The organism is Prevotella heparinolytica (assembly GCF_004342845.1).
Lineage (GTDB): Bacteria > Bacteroidota > Bacteroidia > Bacteroidales > Bacteroidaceae > Bacteroides > Bacteroides heparinolyticus.
In genome coordinates, this window is the sequence record NZ_SLXB01000003.1 from 101,407 (window position 1) to 120,491 (window position 19,085).

The 19,085-nt window shown below is 49.2% G+C and carries 14 protein-coding genes; 10 read left to right on the forward strand and 4 right to left on the reverse strand.

Annotated features, from left to right (window positions below):
* Nucleotides 1-53 precede the first annotated feature (53 nt).
* The 5 genes from EV202_RS02880 (at nucleotide 54) to EV202_RS02900 (ending at nucleotide 7,943) form a co-directional block, all read left to right on the forward strand.
* Entirely contained in the window at nucleotides 54-1,691 is a 1,638-nt protein-coding gene (locus tag EV202_RS02880; RefSeq protein ID WP_131925309.1) for an ABC-F family ATP-binding cassette domain-containing protein, read from the forward strand.
* A gap of 75 nt (nucleotides 1,692-1,766) precedes the next feature.
* Nucleotides 1,767-2,171 carry a DUF6769 family protein gene (locus EV202_RS02885; protein ID WP_106068973.1) on the forward strand — a complete coding sequence of 135 codons (405 nt, stop codon included), beginning with the start codon at nucleotides 1,767-1,769 and terminating at the stop codon, nucleotides 2,169-2,171.
* A gap of 113 nt (nucleotides 2,172-2,284) precedes the next feature.
* Nucleotides 2,285-3,484 carry an efflux RND transporter periplasmic adaptor subunit gene (locus tag EV202_RS02890; RefSeq protein WP_131925311.1) on the forward strand — a complete coding sequence of 400 codons (1,200 nt, stop codon included), beginning with the start codon at nucleotides 2,285-2,287 and terminating at the stop codon, nucleotides 3,482-3,484.
* 52 nt (nucleotides 3,485-3,536) lie between these two features.
* Nucleotides 3,537-6,653, forward strand: coding sequence for an efflux RND transporter permease subunit (locus EV202_RS02895; RefSeq protein ID WP_131925313.1), 3,117 nt, complete (start codon nucleotides 3,537-3,539; stop codon nucleotides 6,651-6,653).
* A gap of 66 nt (nucleotides 6,654-6,719) precedes the next feature.
* A complete protein-coding gene (locus EV202_RS02900; RefSeq protein WP_131925315.1) occupies nucleotides 6,720-7,943 on the forward strand; it encodes a TolC family protein in 1,224 nt (407 codons plus the stop codon).
* Between the two features lie 427 nt (nucleotides 7,944-8,370).
* Here the strand turns inward: EV202_RS02900 and EV202_RS02905 are convergent, their stop codons facing one another.
* The 4 genes from EV202_RS02905 to EV202_RS02920 form a co-directional block, all read right to left on the reverse strand.
* Entirely contained in the window at nucleotides 8,371-9,606 is a 1,236-nt protein-coding gene (locus EV202_RS02905; RefSeq protein WP_106068977.1) for a serpin family protein, read from the reverse strand.
* Between the two features lie 126 nt (nucleotides 9,607-9,732).
* Nucleotides 9,733-11,235 carry a methyltransferase RsmF C-terminal domain-like protein gene (locus EV202_RS02910; protein WP_131925317.1) on the reverse strand — a complete coding sequence of 501 codons (1,503 nt, stop codon included), beginning with the start codon at nucleotides 11,233-11,235 and terminating at the stop codon, nucleotides 9,733-9,735.
* Nucleotides 11,236-11,317: 82 nt separating this feature from the next.
* Nucleotides 11,318-13,741 (reverse strand): TonB-dependent receptor, encoded by a 2,424-nt coding sequence (locus tag EV202_RS02915; RefSeq protein ID WP_131925319.1) that lies wholly within the window; start codon nucleotides 13,739-13,741, stop codon nucleotides 11,318-11,320.
* Between the two features lie 190 nt (nucleotides 13,742-13,931).
* A complete protein-coding gene (locus tag EV202_RS02920; protein WP_131925321.1) occupies nucleotides 13,932-14,267 on the reverse strand; it encodes a hypothetical protein in 336 nt (111 codons plus the stop codon).
* Nucleotides 14,268-14,964: 697 nt separating this feature from the next.
* Between EV202_RS02920 and EV202_RS02925 the strand changes: the two genes are divergently transcribed.
* The 5 genes from EV202_RS02925 (at nucleotide 14,965) to EV202_RS02945 (ending at nucleotide 19,077) form a co-directional block, all read left to right on the forward strand.
* On the forward strand, nucleotides 14,965-15,705 hold the full coding sequence (locus EV202_RS02925; protein ID WP_106068981.1) for a DUF6249 domain-containing protein: 741 nt from the start codon (nucleotides 14,965-14,967) through the stop codon (nucleotides 15,703-15,705).
* Nucleotides 15,702-16,247: an RNA polymerase sigma factor gene (locus tag EV202_RS02930; RefSeq protein WP_106068982.1), complete on the forward strand. Its 546-nt coding sequence runs from the start codon at nucleotides 15,702-15,704 to the stop codon at nucleotides 16,245-16,247. Before EV202_RS02925 ends, EV202_RS02930 begins: the two co-directional genes overlap by 4 nt.
* Nucleotides 16,234-16,563, forward strand: coding sequence for a DUF5056 domain-containing protein (locus tag EV202_RS02935; protein ID WP_131925323.1), 330 nt, complete (start codon nucleotides 16,234-16,236; stop codon nucleotides 16,561-16,563). The genes EV202_RS02930 and EV202_RS02935 overlap by 14 nt, the downstream gene beginning before the upstream one ends.
* A gap of 224 nt (nucleotides 16,564-16,787) precedes the next feature.
* Nucleotides 16,788-17,936: a cardiolipin synthase gene (gene cls, locus EV202_RS02940; RefSeq protein ID WP_131925432.1), complete on the forward strand. Its 1,149-nt coding sequence runs from the start codon at nucleotides 16,788-16,790 to the stop codon at nucleotides 17,934-17,936.
* 346 nt (nucleotides 17,937-18,282) lie between these two features.
* Complete coding sequence (locus tag EV202_RS02945) at nucleotides 18,283-19,077, forward strand: thymidylate synthase (RefSeq protein WP_131925325.1); 795 nt, start codon at nucleotides 18,283-18,285, stop codon at nucleotides 19,075-19,077.
* The last annotated feature ends 8 nt before the right edge of the window (nucleotides 19,078-19,085 follow it).

Here is a 19,085-nt window from a genome sequence, read left to right on the forward strand (position 1 = left end):
TATTCTCTATTCGGTTTACACTATCTTTGCACCCTATTTCAAAAGAAGAAGCAATGATTTCCATAGACGGACTGGCCGTAGAATTTGGCGGCACCACTTTATTCAGTGACATATCATTCGTTATCAACGAAAAAGACCGCATTGCCCTGATGGGGAAAAACGGAGCCGGTAAAAGTACCTTATTGAAGATTTTGGCAGGTGTGAGACAACCTACCCGAGGCAAGATATCTGCTCCCAAAGATTGCATCATAGCCTATCTGCCTCAGCACCTCATGACAGAAGACGGGCGTACTGTCTTTCAGGAGGCAGCGCAAGCTTTTGCCCATCTGCACGAAATGGAGGCTGAAATAGAACGGCTCAATAAAGAACTTGAGATGCGTACCGACTACGAAAGCGACAGCTACATGGAACTTATCGAGCACGTATCTACCCTGAGCGAGAAATTCTATGCCATAGACGCTACAAACTATGAAGAAGATGTAGAAAAAGCGTTGCTCGGACTGGGATTCGTGCGCGAAGACTTCGACCGCCCCACCAGCAACTTCAGTGGCGGATGGCGCATGCGCATCGAACTGGCCAAACTGCTATTGCAAAAGCCTGATGTACTCTTACTGGACGAACCGACGAACCACTTAGACATAGAATCCATACAATGGCTGGAAGATTTCCTTATCAACAACGGGAAAGCGGTCATCGTCATCAGCCACGACCGCAAGTTCGTGGATAACATCACTACCCGTACCATCGAAGTAACCATGGGGCGGATTTATGATTACAAAGTAAACTATTCCAAATACCTGGAACTGCGTAAAGAACGCCGCGAACAACAGCAGAAAGCATACGACGAACAGCAGAAGTTCATTGCCGAGACCAAAGAATTCATCGAACGCTTCAAAGGTACATATTCCAAAACCCTGCAAGTGCAAAGCCGGGTAAAAATACTGGAAAAGCTGGAACTTCTTGAAGTAGACGAGGAAGATACCTCGGCACTGCGACTCAAATTCCCTCCTTCGCCCCGTTCGGGCAATTATCCTGTCATCATGGAAAGCGTGGGCAAGAGTTACGGAGAGCATGTGGTGTTCAAAAATGCCAACCTCACCATAGAACGGGGCGACAAGGTGGCCTTTGTAGGAAAGAACGGCGAAGGAAAATCTACTTTAGTGAAGTGCATCATGAATGAAATAGAACATGAAGGCACACTCACAATAGGCCACAATGTACAGATAGGCTACTTTGCACAAAACCAGGCATCTTTGCTGGATGAGAACCTGACTGTGTTCCAGACCATCGACGATGTGGCAAAAGGAGAAATTCGCAACAAGATACGCGACTTGCTGGGTGCTTTCATGTTCGGCGGCCCCGAAGAGTCCATGAAGAAGGTAAAGGTGCTTTCGGGCGGAGAGCGCACACGCCTTGCCATGATCAAGCTGTTGCTCGAACCGGTCAACCTGTTGATATTGGACGAACCTACCAACCATCTGGATATAAAGACCAAAGACATCTTGAAACAAGCCCTTCTGGATTTTGACGGTACCCTCATCCTCGTAAGCCACGACCGCGACTTTCTGGACGGGCTGGTGAGCAAGGTTTACGAATTCGGCAACAAGCAGGTGAAAGAGCATTTGAGCGGTATCTACGAGTTCCTCGAAAAGAAGAAAATGGATTCGTTGCGCGAACTGGAGAGGAAATAAACCGCTTTTTTACCTTTCTACACTTGTTTATTAAATCATGAACCTTTATCTTTGCGCCCATACAAAGATAAAGGAATGAAAAAGAGACAGCGCATATCCGTACTTCTTCTCTTCATCAGCCTGATCATGCTGATGGTTCCTGTCATTCCCCACCATCATCATGCAGACGGACTGATATGCATGAAGAACGATATCACCGCCGACTGCTGCGAACACCACCATACTTCCGACGCCGGACATTGTTGTTGCGACACCGGATGTCTCACGACTCATTTCGTGCAACAAACGCCCGGAGCCGATGTTTCTTCGCTTTCCGAAACCTTATGGGCGGTCACTTTATTCATAGAGCCGCTTTCCAATTTGTTAATTCTACCCGAACTTGACTCACGAAGGCAGGATTGCATCTATATAGAATCTCTTCACGGCACGTTTATCACACGTGCCGCGGGACTTCGCGCCCCTCCTTCTGTTCTTGCTTAAACGCTATCGATAATTATCGAAAGCCGTTTTTACACCTATTTGAGAGCATGCAACCGGATTGCACGCTCCATTCCCCCATTTTGCACCCAAACAAAAAAGCAAGAACAAACATCATGAGAAAAATCTTTTTCACGGGAGTCATAGGATTATTCCTGTTAGGCTCCTGCAACAGTAAGTCCGAAAAATGCCACGAAGGACACAATCATGAGCCCCACAATCATGAACAACACAACCATGCCCACAAAGATTGTAACCACGAGCATGAGGAGCAAAAAAACAATGATGACGGAAGCGATGAGATTATCTTCCCCCCTGCCAAAGCACAAGCTGCCGGCATAGTTGTGAGCACCGTAGAACCGGGAGTTTTCCATCAAGTTATCAGAGCCGGAGGGCAAGTGCTGGCCGCCCGGGGAGATGAAAGTATGGTGGTAGCCCCCGTGGCAGGCATCGTGTCATTCAAAGGCAAGGTGATTGAAGGCATGGACGTAAGCAAAGGTACTGCACTGGCCATATTGTCATCAAAGGGCATGAGCGACGGTGACCCGGTACAAAAAGTCCGTGTGGCCTATGAAGCCTCCAAAAAAGAATACGAGCGTATGAAAGCGCTTGTAGACAACAAAATAGTGTCGGAAAAGGAATTCACCCAAGCCGAACAAACCTATCAGAACGCCCGTATCAGCTACGAGTCGGTAGCCAAGAATCACTCTGCCGGTGGACAAACGGTAGTTGCCCCTATCGGCGGATATGTGAAAGATTTGCTGGTGAAAGAAGGCGACTACGTAGCCATAGGCCAGCCTCTGGCGAGCATCACTCAAAACAGAAGATTGTTCCTGCGTGCCGATGTGTCTGAGAAGTATTATCCTTACCTGCGCACCATCGGTTCGGCTAACTTCTGCACTCCTTATAATAATAAGGTATATGCACTGAAAGATTTGGGCGGCCGCATACTCTCTTACGGGAAAGCCTCAGGCGAAAACGGCTACTACGTCCCCGTAACTTTCGAATTCGACAACAAAGGAGATATCATCCCCGGGTCGTATGTAGAAGTATTCCTGCTTTCTTCACCGATGGAGAACGTCATCACCCTGCCCCACAGTGCGCTGACAGAGGAACAAGGCAGTTTCTTCGTCTACTTGCAACTGGACGAAGAGGGGTATCGGAAACAGTTGGTGACTCTTGGCGCAGACAATGGAGAATGTGTACAGATACTCTCCGGAGTGAAATCCGGGGATCGTGTGGTGACTCAAGGAGCCTATCAGGTTAAACTGGCTTCGGCAGCCAATGCCATCCCGGCCCATAGCCACGAACATTAAGCCTCTTCCGATTGAACAAACGCAGAATTGATAAATAATAAATATAGCAAACGTGTTAAACAAGATAATCAGTTATTCGCTTAGCAACCGCATGCTGGTGTTGGCAGCATCCATGCTGTTGCTGATTGGTGGTACATATACCGCCATGCATACGGAAGTGGACGTGTTTCCCGACCTTAACGCACCTACGGTGGTCATCATGACCGAAGCCAACGGTATGGCGGCGGAAGAGGTGGAACAGCTTGTCACCTTCCCTGTTGAAACGGCCGTGAACGGTGCAACCGGTGTACGCCGTGTACGTTCCTCTTCCACAAACGGGTTTTCTGTTGTGTGGGTGGAATTTGACTGGGATACGGATATTTACTTAGCCCGTCAGATTGTCAGCGAGAAGCTCTCCATAGTCGGCGAATCATTACCGCCCAATGTGGGTAAACCGACATTAGGGCCACAATCGTCCATCTTAGGCGAGATGCTGATTGTGGGCCTGACAGCAGACTCTACTTCCATGCTGGATTTGCGCACCATCGCCGACCGCATCATACGTCCGCGCCTGCTCTCCACCGGAGGTGTGGCTCAGGTCGCCGTATTGGGTGGGGACATCAAGGAATATCAGATTCGATTAGATCCGGAACGGATGCGCCATTACGACATCAGTCTGGATGAAGTGATGGATGCAACACGCCAAATGAATCTGAACGCCAACGGCGGAGTGCTTTACGAGTATGGCAACGAATACATTGTACGCGGTCTATTGTCCACCGACCGCACGGAACGTATGGGCAAGGCCGTTGTGCGCAGCAAGGACGCTTCTCACGCCCCCGTCTTGCTGGAAGACATTGCCGACATCGGCACAGGAGCCAAACAGCCGCGGCTGGGTACTGCCTCGGAACGCGGTAAAGCAGCCGTGCTGATGACCGTCACCAAGCAACCCGCCACAAGTACTCTGGAGTTGACCGACAAACTGGAAACTTCACTGAAAGAGTTGCAAAAGAACCTGCCTCCCGACGTGAAAGTATCTACAGACATTTTCCGTCAAAGCCGTTTCATCGAAAGCTCCATCGGAAACGTACAAAAGTCGCTATTGGAGGGTGGCATCTTCGTTGTCATCGTCCTTTTCCTGTTCCTTGCCAATGTACGTACCACGGTCATCTCACTGGTATCGCTGCCCCTGTCGTTGATAGCCTCCGTTCTTGCCCTGCACTGCATGGGACTTACCATCAACACCATGAGCCTCGGTGGCATGGCCATCGCCATCGGCTCGCTGGTAGACGATGCCATTGTAGATGTGGAAAACGTGTACAAGCGGCTGCGCGAAAACCGGCAGAAGCCCGTCGAGGAACAACTGCCTATCACAGAAGTGGTGTTCAACGCCTCCAAAGAAGTACGCATGCCCATCCTCAACTCTACATTAATAATTATCGTGAGCTTCGTGCCCCTGTTCTTCCTGAGCGGAATGGAAGGCCGGATGCTCGTACCTTTGGGCATTGCATTCATCGTGGCACTGACTGCCTCCACCGTTGTAGCACTGACCGTCACACCGGTACTCTGCTCCTTTCTGCTGGGAAAAGAAAATATCGGGAAAAAAGAAAGTGTAAATGATGAATCCGTCGTGGCACGCAAAATGAAAGAATGGTACGAGCAAGCGCTGACCCGGGTGTTAGCACACAATAGAAGCGTACTGGGAGGCAGCATCGTGCTGTTCATAACGGCACTTGCCTGTTTCTTCACTTTGGGACGCTCTTTTCTTCCTCCCTTCAACGAAGGTTCGTTTACCATCAACTTATCATCGCTCCCCGGAATCTCGCTGGAGGAGAGCGATAAGATGGGACGCCGTGCCGAAGAATTGCTGCTTTCCATTCCCGAAATACAGACCGTGGCTCGTAAAACGGGGCGTGCCGAACTGGACGAGCACGCCTTGGGCGTAAACGTTTCAGAGATTGAAGCTCCCTTTGAGCTGAAGAATCGTCCGCGTAGCGAGCTCGTGGCCGAAGTACGCGAGAAGTTAGGTAGCATCGTGGGAGCCAACATCGAAATAGGACAACCCATCAGTCACCGCATCGACGCCATGCTATCCGGAACGAAGGCCAATATCGCCATCAAGCTCTTTGGTGACGACCTGAACCGCATGTTCGCTTTAGGCAACGAAATCAAGAACGCCATTCAAGACATTCCCGGAATTGCCGACTTAAATGTGGAGCAACAGATCGAACGGCCGCAACTGATCCTTTCGCCCAAGCGGGAGATGCTTGCCAAATATGGCATTACGCTACCGAAATTCGCAGAAGCGGTCAACATTTGTCTGGCAGGCGAAACCGTCTCTCAGGTTTATGAAAAGACACAGAGTTTCGATATTACCGTCCGCATCAAAGAGGACTTTCGCAACGGGATGGAGCGAATAGGCAACCTGATGATCGATACGGGCGACGGACAGAAAATCCCGTTGAACTATGTGGCGGAAATCCGTTCTGCCATGGGGCCGAACACTATCAGCCGAGAGAACGTGAAACGTAAAATCGTCATCTCCGCCAATGTGTCGGACCGCGACCTGCGAAGTGTGGTGAATGACATACAGCAACGGGTGGACAACCAGATAAACCTGCCGGAAGGCTACCACCTTGAATATGGAGGCCAGTTTGAAAGCGAACAAGCTGCAAGCCGCACACTGGCACTGACCTCGTTCATATCCATCGTGGTCATCTTCCTGCTGCTTTATCATGAGTTCCGCAGCGTGAAAGAGAGTGCCATCATCCTCATCAATCTGCCATTGGCCTTGATTGGCGGTGTATTTGCCCTGCTTGTCACAACGGGCGAGGTCAGCATTCCTGCCATCATCGGGTTCATATCCTTGTTTGGCATCGCCACCCGGAACGGGATGTTGCTCATCAGCCACTACAAGCATCTTCAAGGAGAAGGTTACAGTCTGCACGACAGTATTGTACGCGGTTCGCTGGATCGTCTGAACCCGATTCTGATGACAGCCTTGTCGTCCGCTTTGGCACTCATCCCGCTGGCACTCGGCGGCGACCTGCCGGGCAACGAGATACAAAGCCCGATGGCCAAAGTGATTTTGGGCGGACTGCTGACCTCTACGTTCCTGAACGGGTTTATTGTACCGATAGTTTACAGCCTCTCCTCCATAGAGAGAGGAAAGAGATATCCGACTAAGTAAATACAAATTAAAAAAAACTCTCATCCTGCCCCCTCTACAGGAGAGGACAGGAGAGAGGCTTCCGTTATGAAACAGATTTTCCTACTCAGTGCAGCCATCCTCTCATTTGCAGGGATGCGCGCACAAACATCCGGCATGGATGACGTTCTTCGGCAGATAGAAGCCAACAATAAAGAGTTGCAAGCCAATGCGTACCTCATCGCTTCGCAGAAGCTGGAGAACAAGACCGACAACAACCTGCCCGACCCTACACTGTCTTATGCCCACCTATGGGATTCGGGCAGTAGCAATGAAACGGCCAGTGAACTGGTCGTCTCCCAAAGTTTCGACTTCCCCACCCTTTATGTGACGAGGGGAAAAATGAACCGCCTCAAGACGAATGCGCTCGATGCGCAAGCCGTCGTTTTCCGCCAACAAGTATTGCTCCAAGCGAAAGAGGTATGTCTGGACATCATCATGCTGCAACGCCTGCAAGGCCTGTTCGACGAACGGTTGAAGAATGCAGAAGAACTATCTGCCTTGTATGCCCGACGGCTTAAAACAGGCGATGCCAATATCCTGGAAACCAACAAGATAAACCTGGAGCTACTGAATGTGCGAACGGAAGTCCGTTTGAACAAGACCGCCTTAGACAATAAGATAAAAGAGTTGGTCGCACTCAACGGGAATCGGTCGTTCGTGCCCGGACGTACCATGCCCGACAGCTATCCCACTGCCCGAACCCTCCATCTGACGGAATACCCGGCCGTTCCCCTGCCCGCAGATTTCCGTCCGGTTGTTGCCGAATTGCTGGCTTCCGACCCCACGCTGCAAGCTTTGCAAGGCGAAAGTTCTGCTGCCCGGCAACGTGCCTTGGCAAGCAGGCAAGGGTGGTTGCCGAAACTGGAATTAGGCTATCGTCGGAACACTGAATCGGGACGCCCACTGAACGGCGTGGTAGTAGGCTTCTCTTTCCCGATATTCGAAAATCGCTGCAAGGTGAAAATGGCCAAGGCACAAGTCCTCAACATTGATGCCCAGAGGGAGAATGCGACTTTTCAGGCCGGTTCCGCGCTATGGCAGCTTTACGAAGAGGCACGCAATCTGCACGCCTCGATGGAGGAATACGAACGCACCTTCGGCCAACAGCAAGACCTCGCCCTGCTGAAGCAAGCACTTGTGGGAGGACAAATCAGCATGATTGAGTATTTCGTGGAGGTATCCGTAGTCTACCAAAGCAAGACGAACCTGCTGCAATTGGAGAACCGCTATCAGAAAGCGATGGCACAAATCTACAAGAGCAGGCTGTAAAAGCCTGCTCACATTTCTCCATTCAGGTACTATCAAATCTATCATTCAACTAACAAAAAGTGCAATTCCGGATTTAAGCATGGGATAGAATCTTAAAAGCAGATTGTCCTGCCGGTTTTCGGCAGACGCCTTTCTATTTTGAAAAATCTCATCATTTCCTTCTCTTAAAGAACCGAGTAGAAAGGCAAGGCATAACCACTTCCGTATCGAGGGTACATCAGTCCTATACTGATGTAGGATCAGTCGTATACTGAAGGCACATCAGTCGTATACTGATCCTACCCCCTCTCAGAAGTACTTCTCGCAAGGGTATATCAGCATCCGGATTCGTTGCCGAAAAACACTTTCAAGGAGTAAACCATTATTACATATTTATTATTCTGCAATCAACTCTCATGGTCTCTTTAATGGAAGAGAGAAGAAGGATTTACAGCTTAGTGACCTTCCCCATGAAAAGGATGACTCCCGTGCTCTTTTCTTTTATCAGGAAGACAAAAGGACGATTGACGTGGAACGGTCTGGCTTGGATACTCGGTCCGGCAGAATTGGCCATGCCTGCAATAGTCACTGCTGCTGCCTCGGTGCCCTCCTCGTTCACCTTCACATAGGTGAACTGCTGCAGCAGGCCGATAAATAAGTCAGTGGCAGACATCTTGGAGAAATTGGCAACATTCCCATCGAAGGCATCTATCATTCCCAATGCCTTCATATCCTCTTTCAGGTCTTTGTCGTATTTCAACTCAAACCGGGGAAGCTTGACATTCAGTGATGTACCCGACAAACGGCTGTTCCACTCCTGCCAATGCTCTTTCGTCAGTTGAGGCAGGCACTCTTCCAGCGACTTACCTTCTGCAGGCAGAGCCACCACCATGCTGAAAGCCTCGTTCCCATAAGGAAATTCCGCCATGCCGAACCACTCGTTCTCGGTATAGTTGAAGCTTTTATTATCCAGATTCATCATCTGCACCGTAGACTTGCTTCCATCTTGGTTGGTGAACTGCTCTTGTGCGGTATTCGAGTTATTGAACCGAGTCGTCCAGTTTCCCTTAAAATAAAGTGCATTCAATAAATAGAGGCGTGCGTCGCCGGGAATTTCCTTCAGCACCTCCTTGATGCAGTTTTTCGTTTTCTCGGCACACCAGCCGTTTATCACGTCTACCGCTTTGGGAGAGGCGAAATCCAGCTCCTTCACCTGTGCGTCATACATCTTCTTGTTCACGTCTACGAAGTCGTCATACACTCCGAACCCCTGTTTTATCCAGATGGAATTGGCAATGCCCAGCTGAGTGGTATTGTCCAGATTGAGCAGAGCCGATGTCAGCTTTTGGTTATAGGCATTCATCTCGGCCGGCAGATAGTCGGAAAATCCAAGTGTGGCCAGCATCTCCTTCAACGTGTTATCGCTCGCCCCGTTGGCAACCATGGAGAGGCAGAGACTTGCACTCAAAGGAGAGATGAACAGGTTGGGCTTCTCATTCTCGGTCTTACATACTTGATTGAAAAAGCGAAAGGCGAAATCATTCCCTTTATCCAGCATCTCTTGCTCGGCTCGAGTAAGGGTGATGTCTTTACGGGGTTGAGGTTGCGGAGTAGAATTCTCTTCATTTTGGCAAGCTGCAAAGATGCAAAGCAAACTTAATGCAGCGAATGTTTTCTTAAGCATAAGCAGATGGTATTAGTTTTTAAAAGATTATCTATATAGAGAAATACACAAACCGACAAAATACTGCATGCAATGGTGAGCGGAATAAGAAAATATTCTCCACCTCTCTATATTATAACGGGCAACCTACGACAACAATTCCATCAACTCCGAGATCTCCTCAGGCATGTAGCCGCTGCGGATGCGCCATTCCTGAGGATAGAGGTTGTTGGCGCGATTGCCGATGTTCTTGACAAATCCAAGAGGAATCTGCTTATATGTAAGCAACACGATGCCACGGGGAGCGGTTTCGGGAAGCATCACCGCCTCCTTACGCAAATAGGCAATGGCTTGCTCATAGCCGATTTCTTCGCAGACAAAAGCCGTCTGATTCAACACGGAACTCATGGCGAGCGCATGGACAGGCAACCAGTCCTTACCTTTCAGTTCGGCAACGCTTATCCCCGCTTGTACGATGCGAAGCGATGAACGCAAAGCCGATAACTCCGCGAGAAGTTTTTTAGAGAAAACACTGACGCTACCGCCGGCCGTCAGGAACTCATATTCATCCGGAGCGATGAGCCATTCGTGCAGTGCGGCAAGCTGCTCTTTGGAAACCCCACAGTTTTTCGTTCCTTTCCCCACAGAATTCCGTCCCTTTTCCCGCAGTTTGTCGTCTCTCTGCCCGGGGATTACGAATGCTCTGCCCTGGGCTTTTGCCTGCTCTGCCCACGCGTTTCCGATGTATTGCCCGGGTTTGCGGAGAACGGCCAGAAAAAAGCCCTCTCCTTCCGTCTTATGAGGCAGGAAACGGTAAACCGGAAAATCTGCTCCATCCAGCAGACTTCCCGTAACATGCCAGCCGGCAGAAGTCTCCAATGGCAGCACTTCAGCCCCGAAATCGTTCTGCATCAAACGGACATTCTCTTCATTCTCTTTCGTATTATAAGTACAGGTACTATATATAAGGATGCCGCCGGGTTTCAGGCATGGCCATATATCCGCAAGGATGCGGCGCTGACGCTGCCGGCATATCTCCACATTCTCCGGGTTCCATTCGCTCACGGCAACCGTGTCTTTACGGAACATCCCCTCGCCGGAACAAGGGACATCGGCCAATATCACATCGAAGAAATCTTCCAACGGCGAGAAATCCGCCGGGTCATTATTGGTCACCACTACGTCGGGATGTCCCCATTTCGTAAGGTTCTCCGCCAGAATCTGCGAACGGCTGCGGATTACCTCATTGGCGACCAGCAGACTGCCTTTCGGCAACAAACTACGGATAAGCGTCGATTTACCTCCGGGAGCAGCACAAAGGTCGAGCATCATCACCGGCTCTTCTGCAACATACTGTTTCAAGGCCTGCTCCACAAACATGGACGAAGCCTCCTGCACATAGTAGCAACCGGCATGAAACAACGGGTCGAAAGTAAAAGTCAGGCGATTGTCCAGATAACATCCGGTGGCCGACCAAGCCACCGGCCGCAAGGAGGTACGGAAAAGGCTGAACGAAGATTCGGGCAACTTATCTTCATTCAGCCGTATGCTGACCGGCTGCTCCTCTTCCAGAGTAGCAGCCAGTTTATCATATTCCTCACTTCCCAAAAGGGTACGCATATAGTTGGTGAAAGCCGAAGGTAACTCCATGATCAGAACTGTTTTAGGACAGCAAAGATAATGCAAAAATGTTTCACGGCAATCTGCCCGACGCTTTTTCCAAGAGTTGGTGTCAGAAGCTCAGCTTCAATCCCGCAAAGTAAGTGCGCGGAGTGCCGGGGCCATAAATGTAACCCGAATCACGACCGGCACCTTTATCAAAATCCTTCTGATAGGAGTTGAAAATGTTCTGTACACCCGCGTTAAGCTGCAAGCAGATGCCGGAGAAGTCGATATCGTATGTCAGTTTAGTTCCCAACTCGAAGAAATCCGGGCTCTTCACCAGTACATCCGCCGTTTTGTTAACCTCCGACAGCAAGTGGGGTACATACATCCGTCCGGTATAGTTGCCGTTCAGAGCAACAGAGAAAGCCTTCACAGGGGTGTATGCGGCGGTAAAGTACCCATACACATCGGGAGTGCGGAGTATCTTGTCGCTGTGACGCTCTGCCTCCGACAAATGGTCTTCATCCTCGCTCCACTTCACGGGCGAATCGTAGGTGCTGCGCTGCAAGGTCAGGCCTGCCTGCAACTGCACCTTGTCGCGATAGGCAATCTTGCCCTCCATCGTACCGCCATATACTTTGGCACCCGGTCCGTTAACACGCGTCTGTATCAGGTAGTTGCTGCCTTTGGGGTCTTTCATGGGGGGAGTCAGTACAAACGGGTCGATGAGCTTCGTATAGAATCCCTCCACCAAGAGGTTTACCTGAAAATTTCCGAAATAATGATACCAATCCACCGAGGCATTGACGCTGCGCGAGCGCTCTTCCTTCAGTCCTTTGGCACGTACGATGGACACCAGCTCACCGCCCACGTTGCTGATATGCAAATCTTCGTCGAATGCTTGTGGCGCACGGAAGCCTTCGGCATAGCTTAAGCGGATGTTCACATCCTGATTGGGGTTGTAGCGGATGTTGGCGCGAGGACTGAATACAGCTTTGTCCATGATGCTGTTCTTATCCATGCGGCCGCCAATCAAAAAGCTCCACTGCTCGTTTTTCCATTCGTTCTGCACATAGGCGCTTGCGATGTTCACAATCTGGTTCAACGGGGCGGGCGTATATTTGGCAATGAGTTGCTTCAGGCGGTCGCCCGTCGCATTGGGGTCTTCCTTCAAAGCGGCATCGCGGTATTTCTGCCTGTCCGTTGCCTTGTCGTGCAGGTTGTCGTGGTTGAACTCTATACCGCCGGTCAGGTCGGAAGGCATAAACAGACACTTGTCGAAGCGATAGATGTATTGCGCACCCAATACGCCGGTAAAATCGGTCGTCCTTCCATACGCGCTGTAATAACTGTCGCGTGCAATGTGCTGGGCAGAAGCATATGCGCTGAACGTATGCCTTTGATCTTTGGAGAAGGCGGTAAACTTCAGTCCACCGGTGTTGATAGAGTGCCTCAACTGCTCTACGAGTCCTTCTTCACCCGTACCGTTCAAGTCGGCATCTTCGGCGATATGGGGAGGCAGGTCGAAACCGCTTCCTCCGCGACGGAATTCTTCCATGTGGTGATATTCCAGACTTAATTTGGAGTAGGCGCTTGTTCTATAATAAGCATTCAGGCCGATGGTCTGATTTTTCAGTTTGGGCAGTTCGGAGAATCCGTCGCCGTTGGAATCCCATGCCGAACGGTGCCTGTTCTGTCCATATACATAAGCTCCCATTTTATTGTCCGAGGAGACAAGAGAGAGGTTCAACGCCGTATTGTTGTCGAACGAACCGGAGCCGTTGAAATTGGAAATGGTGTGAGAGAACGTGCCGGAATTGCGTACAGGCTCTTTCGTGAGGATGTTCACCGTTCCCGCAATGGCTGAAGAGCCGAACAAGGCGGAACCTCCCCCGCGCACCACCTCCACACGCTCTATCATATTGGCGGGAATCTGTTCCAGCCCGTAAACGCCTGCCAAAGCAGAGAAGATAGGACGGGAGTCTATCAATATCTGTGTGTATTTACCATTCAAGCCGTTGATGCGCACTTGCGAATAGCCGCAATTCTGACAGTCGGTCTCCACACGTACGCCGGGCTGAAACACCAGTCCTTGCGACAGCGTATGCGAGTTTGTCATTTCAAACAACTTCGGCGTAACGACCTTGACCAACGTAGGCGCCAGGCGGCGGGCGGTCTCATTGCGGTTAGCGGAAACAACCACCCCGTCCAGTGTCACCATATCCTCCTCCAATTCAAAATTCTCTTCCAGGGTTTTGCCACGTTTCAGGATGACCTTACGTTCTTGCGATTTATAGCCCACCGCACTGACCTGCAAGGTAAATTCTCCTTCGGGCAGATTCTTCAAGAAATAATGCCCGGTGGCATCGGTCATGGTTCCGATGGTGGTTCCTTTCAACGAAACAGACATGTAAGGCAAATGCTCGCCAGTGTTTTTTTCAATCACGTGACCGACGATATTGGCATCGGTGCTTTTCAAATCTTCGGCATAAACGGTGGGTGAGAGTAACAGACACATCACTCCCATCACAAAACATATATATTTTTTCATTATTTTCTGAATTAAATAAATCTATAAAAAAGTTTTTGTTTTCTACTTCTTAAATACGAATGAAAAGACCCCACGAATTCCGGTACAATGAAGTGCTCCTCAAAAGTCGGACATAAAACTTCCGGGGTACAGTTCACAGCAGGACAAGCAGTTTTTTACTTCCGCCACATCACATTCAGGGCTTTCGGTTTCAAAGAAGACAAGGAGGAGCGCGCAGACTGATGCCGTCGCAAGACCTGCGACATTTAATGCGTTCTGTGGCAAGCACAACAAGTACGCACAACAAAACGAAGAAGACGGATGCGGCTACAGGGCATAAAGTAAGGGAGGGGGAAACAAAAGAAGCCAAATAAAGAATAGTCTCCAGCTGTACCTCGGTATGTTCATGTTCGCCCTGGAACGGATGGGAATGCACAATAATCACACCATTCACCACATGCGAGTGGGTAAACAGCGTAATTCCTCCCCAATAAACAATGAACAACAGAGGCAGGAACCATTTGATTATATTTCTGGACTTCTTCAACGTACCCTCTATAAAATTGAAGTGCGAAGGTAGTGGAATTTACAAAAAAACACAAATAAATGGCGCTGTTTCCGTAAACAGCAGTTGCAAAATACCTACTTTTTGTCATTGATTCCGGACGGGATACGAGCAACACTTCCAATCCCCGAAACCTTTCAGTAAAGGAAAACATTTACCTCTCAGAGAATTCTCTACCTGATTTTGGTATAGGCGGTTGCTTTTGCTGAAGATGAGAGGCTGCATCCTGTCGGAAAGATATTCCTTGAAAGCACCGGTTTACAGCGAGATTAGGCAGAAGAGAAGCGAGCCTTTCAGACCGACCGCCCTCCTCCTGTTTTGACAGATGCAATCCTTTGCCGTGACAGATGCAAGTGTTCAAGCCGACAGACACTTGTGTTTGACGTGACAGACACAAGTGTTTGAGTCGTCAGACACAAGCGTCTGACAAGGCAGATATAAATACCTTATAGCCAATAAGATCTGACTTTAAAACACAAGCCTCCGGATGAGGTTATCGACCTGATTCTTATCCCGAGCTCAGGTAATTCTCTGTCTACCTACATCAGTAGAAGACAAGTTTTTTATTGTCTTTTTCGTATCTGCGAATTATTTTTGCAAAAAACATCTGTTCTTTGCAACTTTACAGGGGAAACAATACGTCTAACGGACAAAGAAACAAATAAAAAAACATAGATTTATGAAACGCATCATTTTAGGCTTAATGCTTGCCATGACATTTTGCAGCTTGGCACAAGGGAAAAACAGAACCGTGAAAGAGAATGACAGTGAGGGAAACATCAAAAGAGTCATCGAACTGAGAGACACCATCGTCAATGGGGAAACCCAAACAGACACGCTCAGCATCATGACTTATGAGAACAGCAGCAAAGCAGGTGAAAACGATTCCTATCCGGACGACAGCCGGAAAGAAAGAAGAGAGCATCAGAGCGATTGGGGTTGGGATGAATTTGATCTTAACGGCAATGCTTCTGAAACATTGATTGCCATAACAGCCATCGTTTTCATATTCGGTCTGCCCCTGCTCATCATATTCACCATCTTCTTTTTCCGCTATAAAAACCGGAAAGCCAAATACCGGCTGGCGGAACAAGCCTTGACAAGCGGGCAACAACTGCCGGAGAACTTCTTTAAAGAAACGGCGGCAACGGATACGCGCACCAAAGGCATCAGCAACATATTCACCGGCATCGGCCTGTTCATCTTCCTCTGGGCCATCACCGGTAGGTTTGCCATCGGGTGCATCGGACTGCTGATCATGTTTACCGGTTTCGGGCAATTAGTCATCTATTACACACAATCGGGCAGCGATGGAAACCCCTCCATGCGCATAAAGAATGACGAGAATAGCGGGAAAAGCGACATCAAGACAGAAGGCATCGAAATCAGCAACCGCGAAAAGAAGAATGGGGAGAAATGAGCCAGCTCAATGACATATCGTTAGTCGCACAGGTCGTGGTATTTCACAACACCAAAGCTTTCGACCAGCTGGTGAAGAAATACCAATCGCCCGTGCGGCGGTTCTTCCTGCACCAGACCTGCGGCGACGGAGAATTGAGCGACGACTTGGCGCAAGACACCTTTATCAAAGCTTATACGAACATCGCTTCATTCAAAAATCTGTCCAGTTTCTCCACTTGGCTCTATCGTATTGCCTATAATGTTTTTTATGACTATATTCGCAGTCGAAAAGAAACGGATGATTTGGAGACATACCAAGTGGATGCCCAATGCAGCACACTGCAGAAAGACATCGGACAAGAAATGGACATCTATCGCGCATTGGCTTCGCTGAAAGAAATGGAACGCACCTGCATCACGCTCTTTTACATGGAAGACCAAAGCATCGAGAAGATTGCGGGTATCACCGGATGCCCCACGGGAACGGTAAAAAGCCACCTCTCGCGGGCGAAAGAAAAAATGGCTTCCTATTTAAAACAAAATGGTTATGATGGAAAATGATAATGACAAACTCCTGACCTCGTTCTTCGCCGAACATCGGCAAGAAATAGCCGACAATGGATTCAGCCGCCGTGTGCTACGCCACTTGCCCAACCGCAGCCAACGTCTGTCTCAGGTTTGGAGCATCTTCTGTTTCACGCTTGCCCTTGTGTTGCTCATCACTCTTGACGGACTGCAAGCAATACTCAACACGCTACGCGAGACTTTCCAAGCAATAGTGCAATGCGGGGCAGCAGAACTTGATCCTAAATCTTTGGCAATAGCCGGAATAGTATTACTTTATTTGGTTTACCACAAGGTTTCCTCATTGGCATAGAGGACACCGCATGGTTTCTACAGCACAAGCTTTCCAACCCCATGGCACAGGCAGGGAAAGCCGATTTTCCTATTCAACAGATATGGATTTCAAGGTTTTTATGTACCTTTGCCCACTCTAAAATGAAATAAGGAAATCCGGATTTGAAGCATCTTCTACTTATTATATTATTTATTCTCTCTGCTTGTAATATTCAGGCGCAAACAGCGAGCGACACCATTGTGATGAACTATCTGAAAGGGATGGAAGCTCCTGTCACACGCAACAATGAGGTAAAACTTCTGATGAGCGGCCGCGAAAAGTTTACCGATCTCTTCGAAAGCATTCGCCATGCCCGGCATCATATTCATCTGGAATACTTCAACTTCCGAAACGACTCCATAGCCAACGCATTGTTCAAACTTTTAGCCCAAAAAGCCGGCGAGGGTGTGGAGGTGCGTGCCATGTTCGATGCTTTCGGCAATTGGTCCAACAACCGTCCTTTGAGAAAGCGCCACCTTCGGTCTATCAGAGCACGAGACATTGAAATAGTGAAGTTCGACCCCATCACTTTTCCTTGGATAAACCATGCCGCGCACCGGGACCATCGAAAGATAGCAGTAATCGATGGGCAAATAGGCTATACCGGCGGCATGAACATCGCCGATTATTACATCAACGGCTTACCCAAAATCGGTAACTGGCATGATATGCACCTGCACCTCGAAGGGGATGCCGTGCGTTATCTGCAAGGCATCTTCCTGACGATGTGGAACCGGGAAACAGGGCAACACGTCGGAGGTCCGGCATACTTTCCCGACACCCCTCAATTCCCCGACAGCATCGCCGAAGAAATAGCCGTCGTGGACCGTACTCCACGAGAAACGCCCCGCTCCATCAGCCATGCTTATGCAGCTTCTATCCAAGCCGCACAAAAAAGCATCCGAATCGTGAACCCCTACTTCGTGCCGACCAAGTCAATCCGCCAAGCCATAAAAAACGCCCTGAAGAAAGGTGTTGAAGTAGAAATCATGATACCCGCCGTGTCGGATATTTACTTTACCCCCGAAGCCTCATTCCATATCGCACACAAGCTGATGAAGAAAGGAGCCAAAATTTATCTCTTCAACGGCGGTTTCCACCATTCCAAAATCATGATGGTGGACGGCAGCTTCTGCACCGTGGGCACTGCCAACCTCAACAGCCGCAGCCTGCGCTACGATTATGAGACAAATGCATTCATCTTCGACCCTGCAACCACCTGCCAACTGGACAAAATGTTTGAGCGAGACAAACTAAACAGCACGCTGATGACACCCGAATATTGGAAGAAACGCCCGACATGGAAGAAGTTCGTGGGCTGGGTGGGTAATCTGTTGACCCCTTTCTTATAATACACTACTGATAATAAGCATCTTACACTTGTACAAGTGAGGGACTGTAAGTTCGACTGTTGTCGTACTGTAAGTTCGACCGAAGTCGTACTGTAAGTTCGACTGTTGCCGTACTGTAACTTCGACCGAAGCCCCACTGTAAGTTCGGCTGTTGCCGTACTGTAACTTCGACCGAAGCCCCACTGTAAGTTCGACTGTTGCCGTACTGTAAGTTCGACCGAAGCCCCACTGTAACTTCGGCTGAAGTCAAACGTAAAACGCCGGTAGCATAAGTGTCCTCTCTTTTCTTTGGTAGATTCTTTAAAAGCACTAACTTTGCCTCAATAAACTCAATGGTAATCTCTCAATGAAACAATATTTAGACCTGCTCAACCGTGTACTGGCCGAAGGAACGGAAAAAAGCGATCGCACCGGCACCGGTACTATCAGCATATTCGGGCATCAGATGCGCTTCAATCTGAATGAAGGCTTCCCTTGCCTGACAACCAAAAAACTGCATCTGAAATCCATCATACACGAACTGTTATGGTTTCTTCAAGGAGATACCAACGTGAAATATCTGCAAGATAACGGCGTACGCATCTGGAACGAGTGGGCGGACGGGAATGGAGACTTGGGGCATATTTACGGTTATCAATGGCGGTCGTGGCCGGACTATAAGGGAGGGAGCATCGACCAAATCAGCGAAGCAGTGGAATCCATCAAACGCAATCCCGACTCACGCCGGATTATAGTCAGCGCATGGAACGTAGGCGATTTGAACAATATGAACCTGCCTCCATGCCACGCCTTCTTCCAATTCTATGTTGCCAACGGGAAATTGAGCCTGCAATTGTACCAGCGCAGTGCAGACATTTTCTTAGGAGTACCTTTCAACATTGCATCCTACGCCTTGCTCTTGCAGATGATGGCACAAGTAACCGGATTGGAAGCCGGCGACTTCATCCACACGCTGGGAGATGCTCATATCTATCTCAACCATTTGGAACAGGTAAGGCTACAACTGACGCGCGAACCACGGAAACTGCCGCAAATGAAAATCAATCCGGATGTAAAAAGCATTTTCGATTTCAAATTCGAAGACTTCGAGCTGGTCAATTACAACCCACACCCGCATATTGCAGGAAAAGTATCAATATAAAACAGATT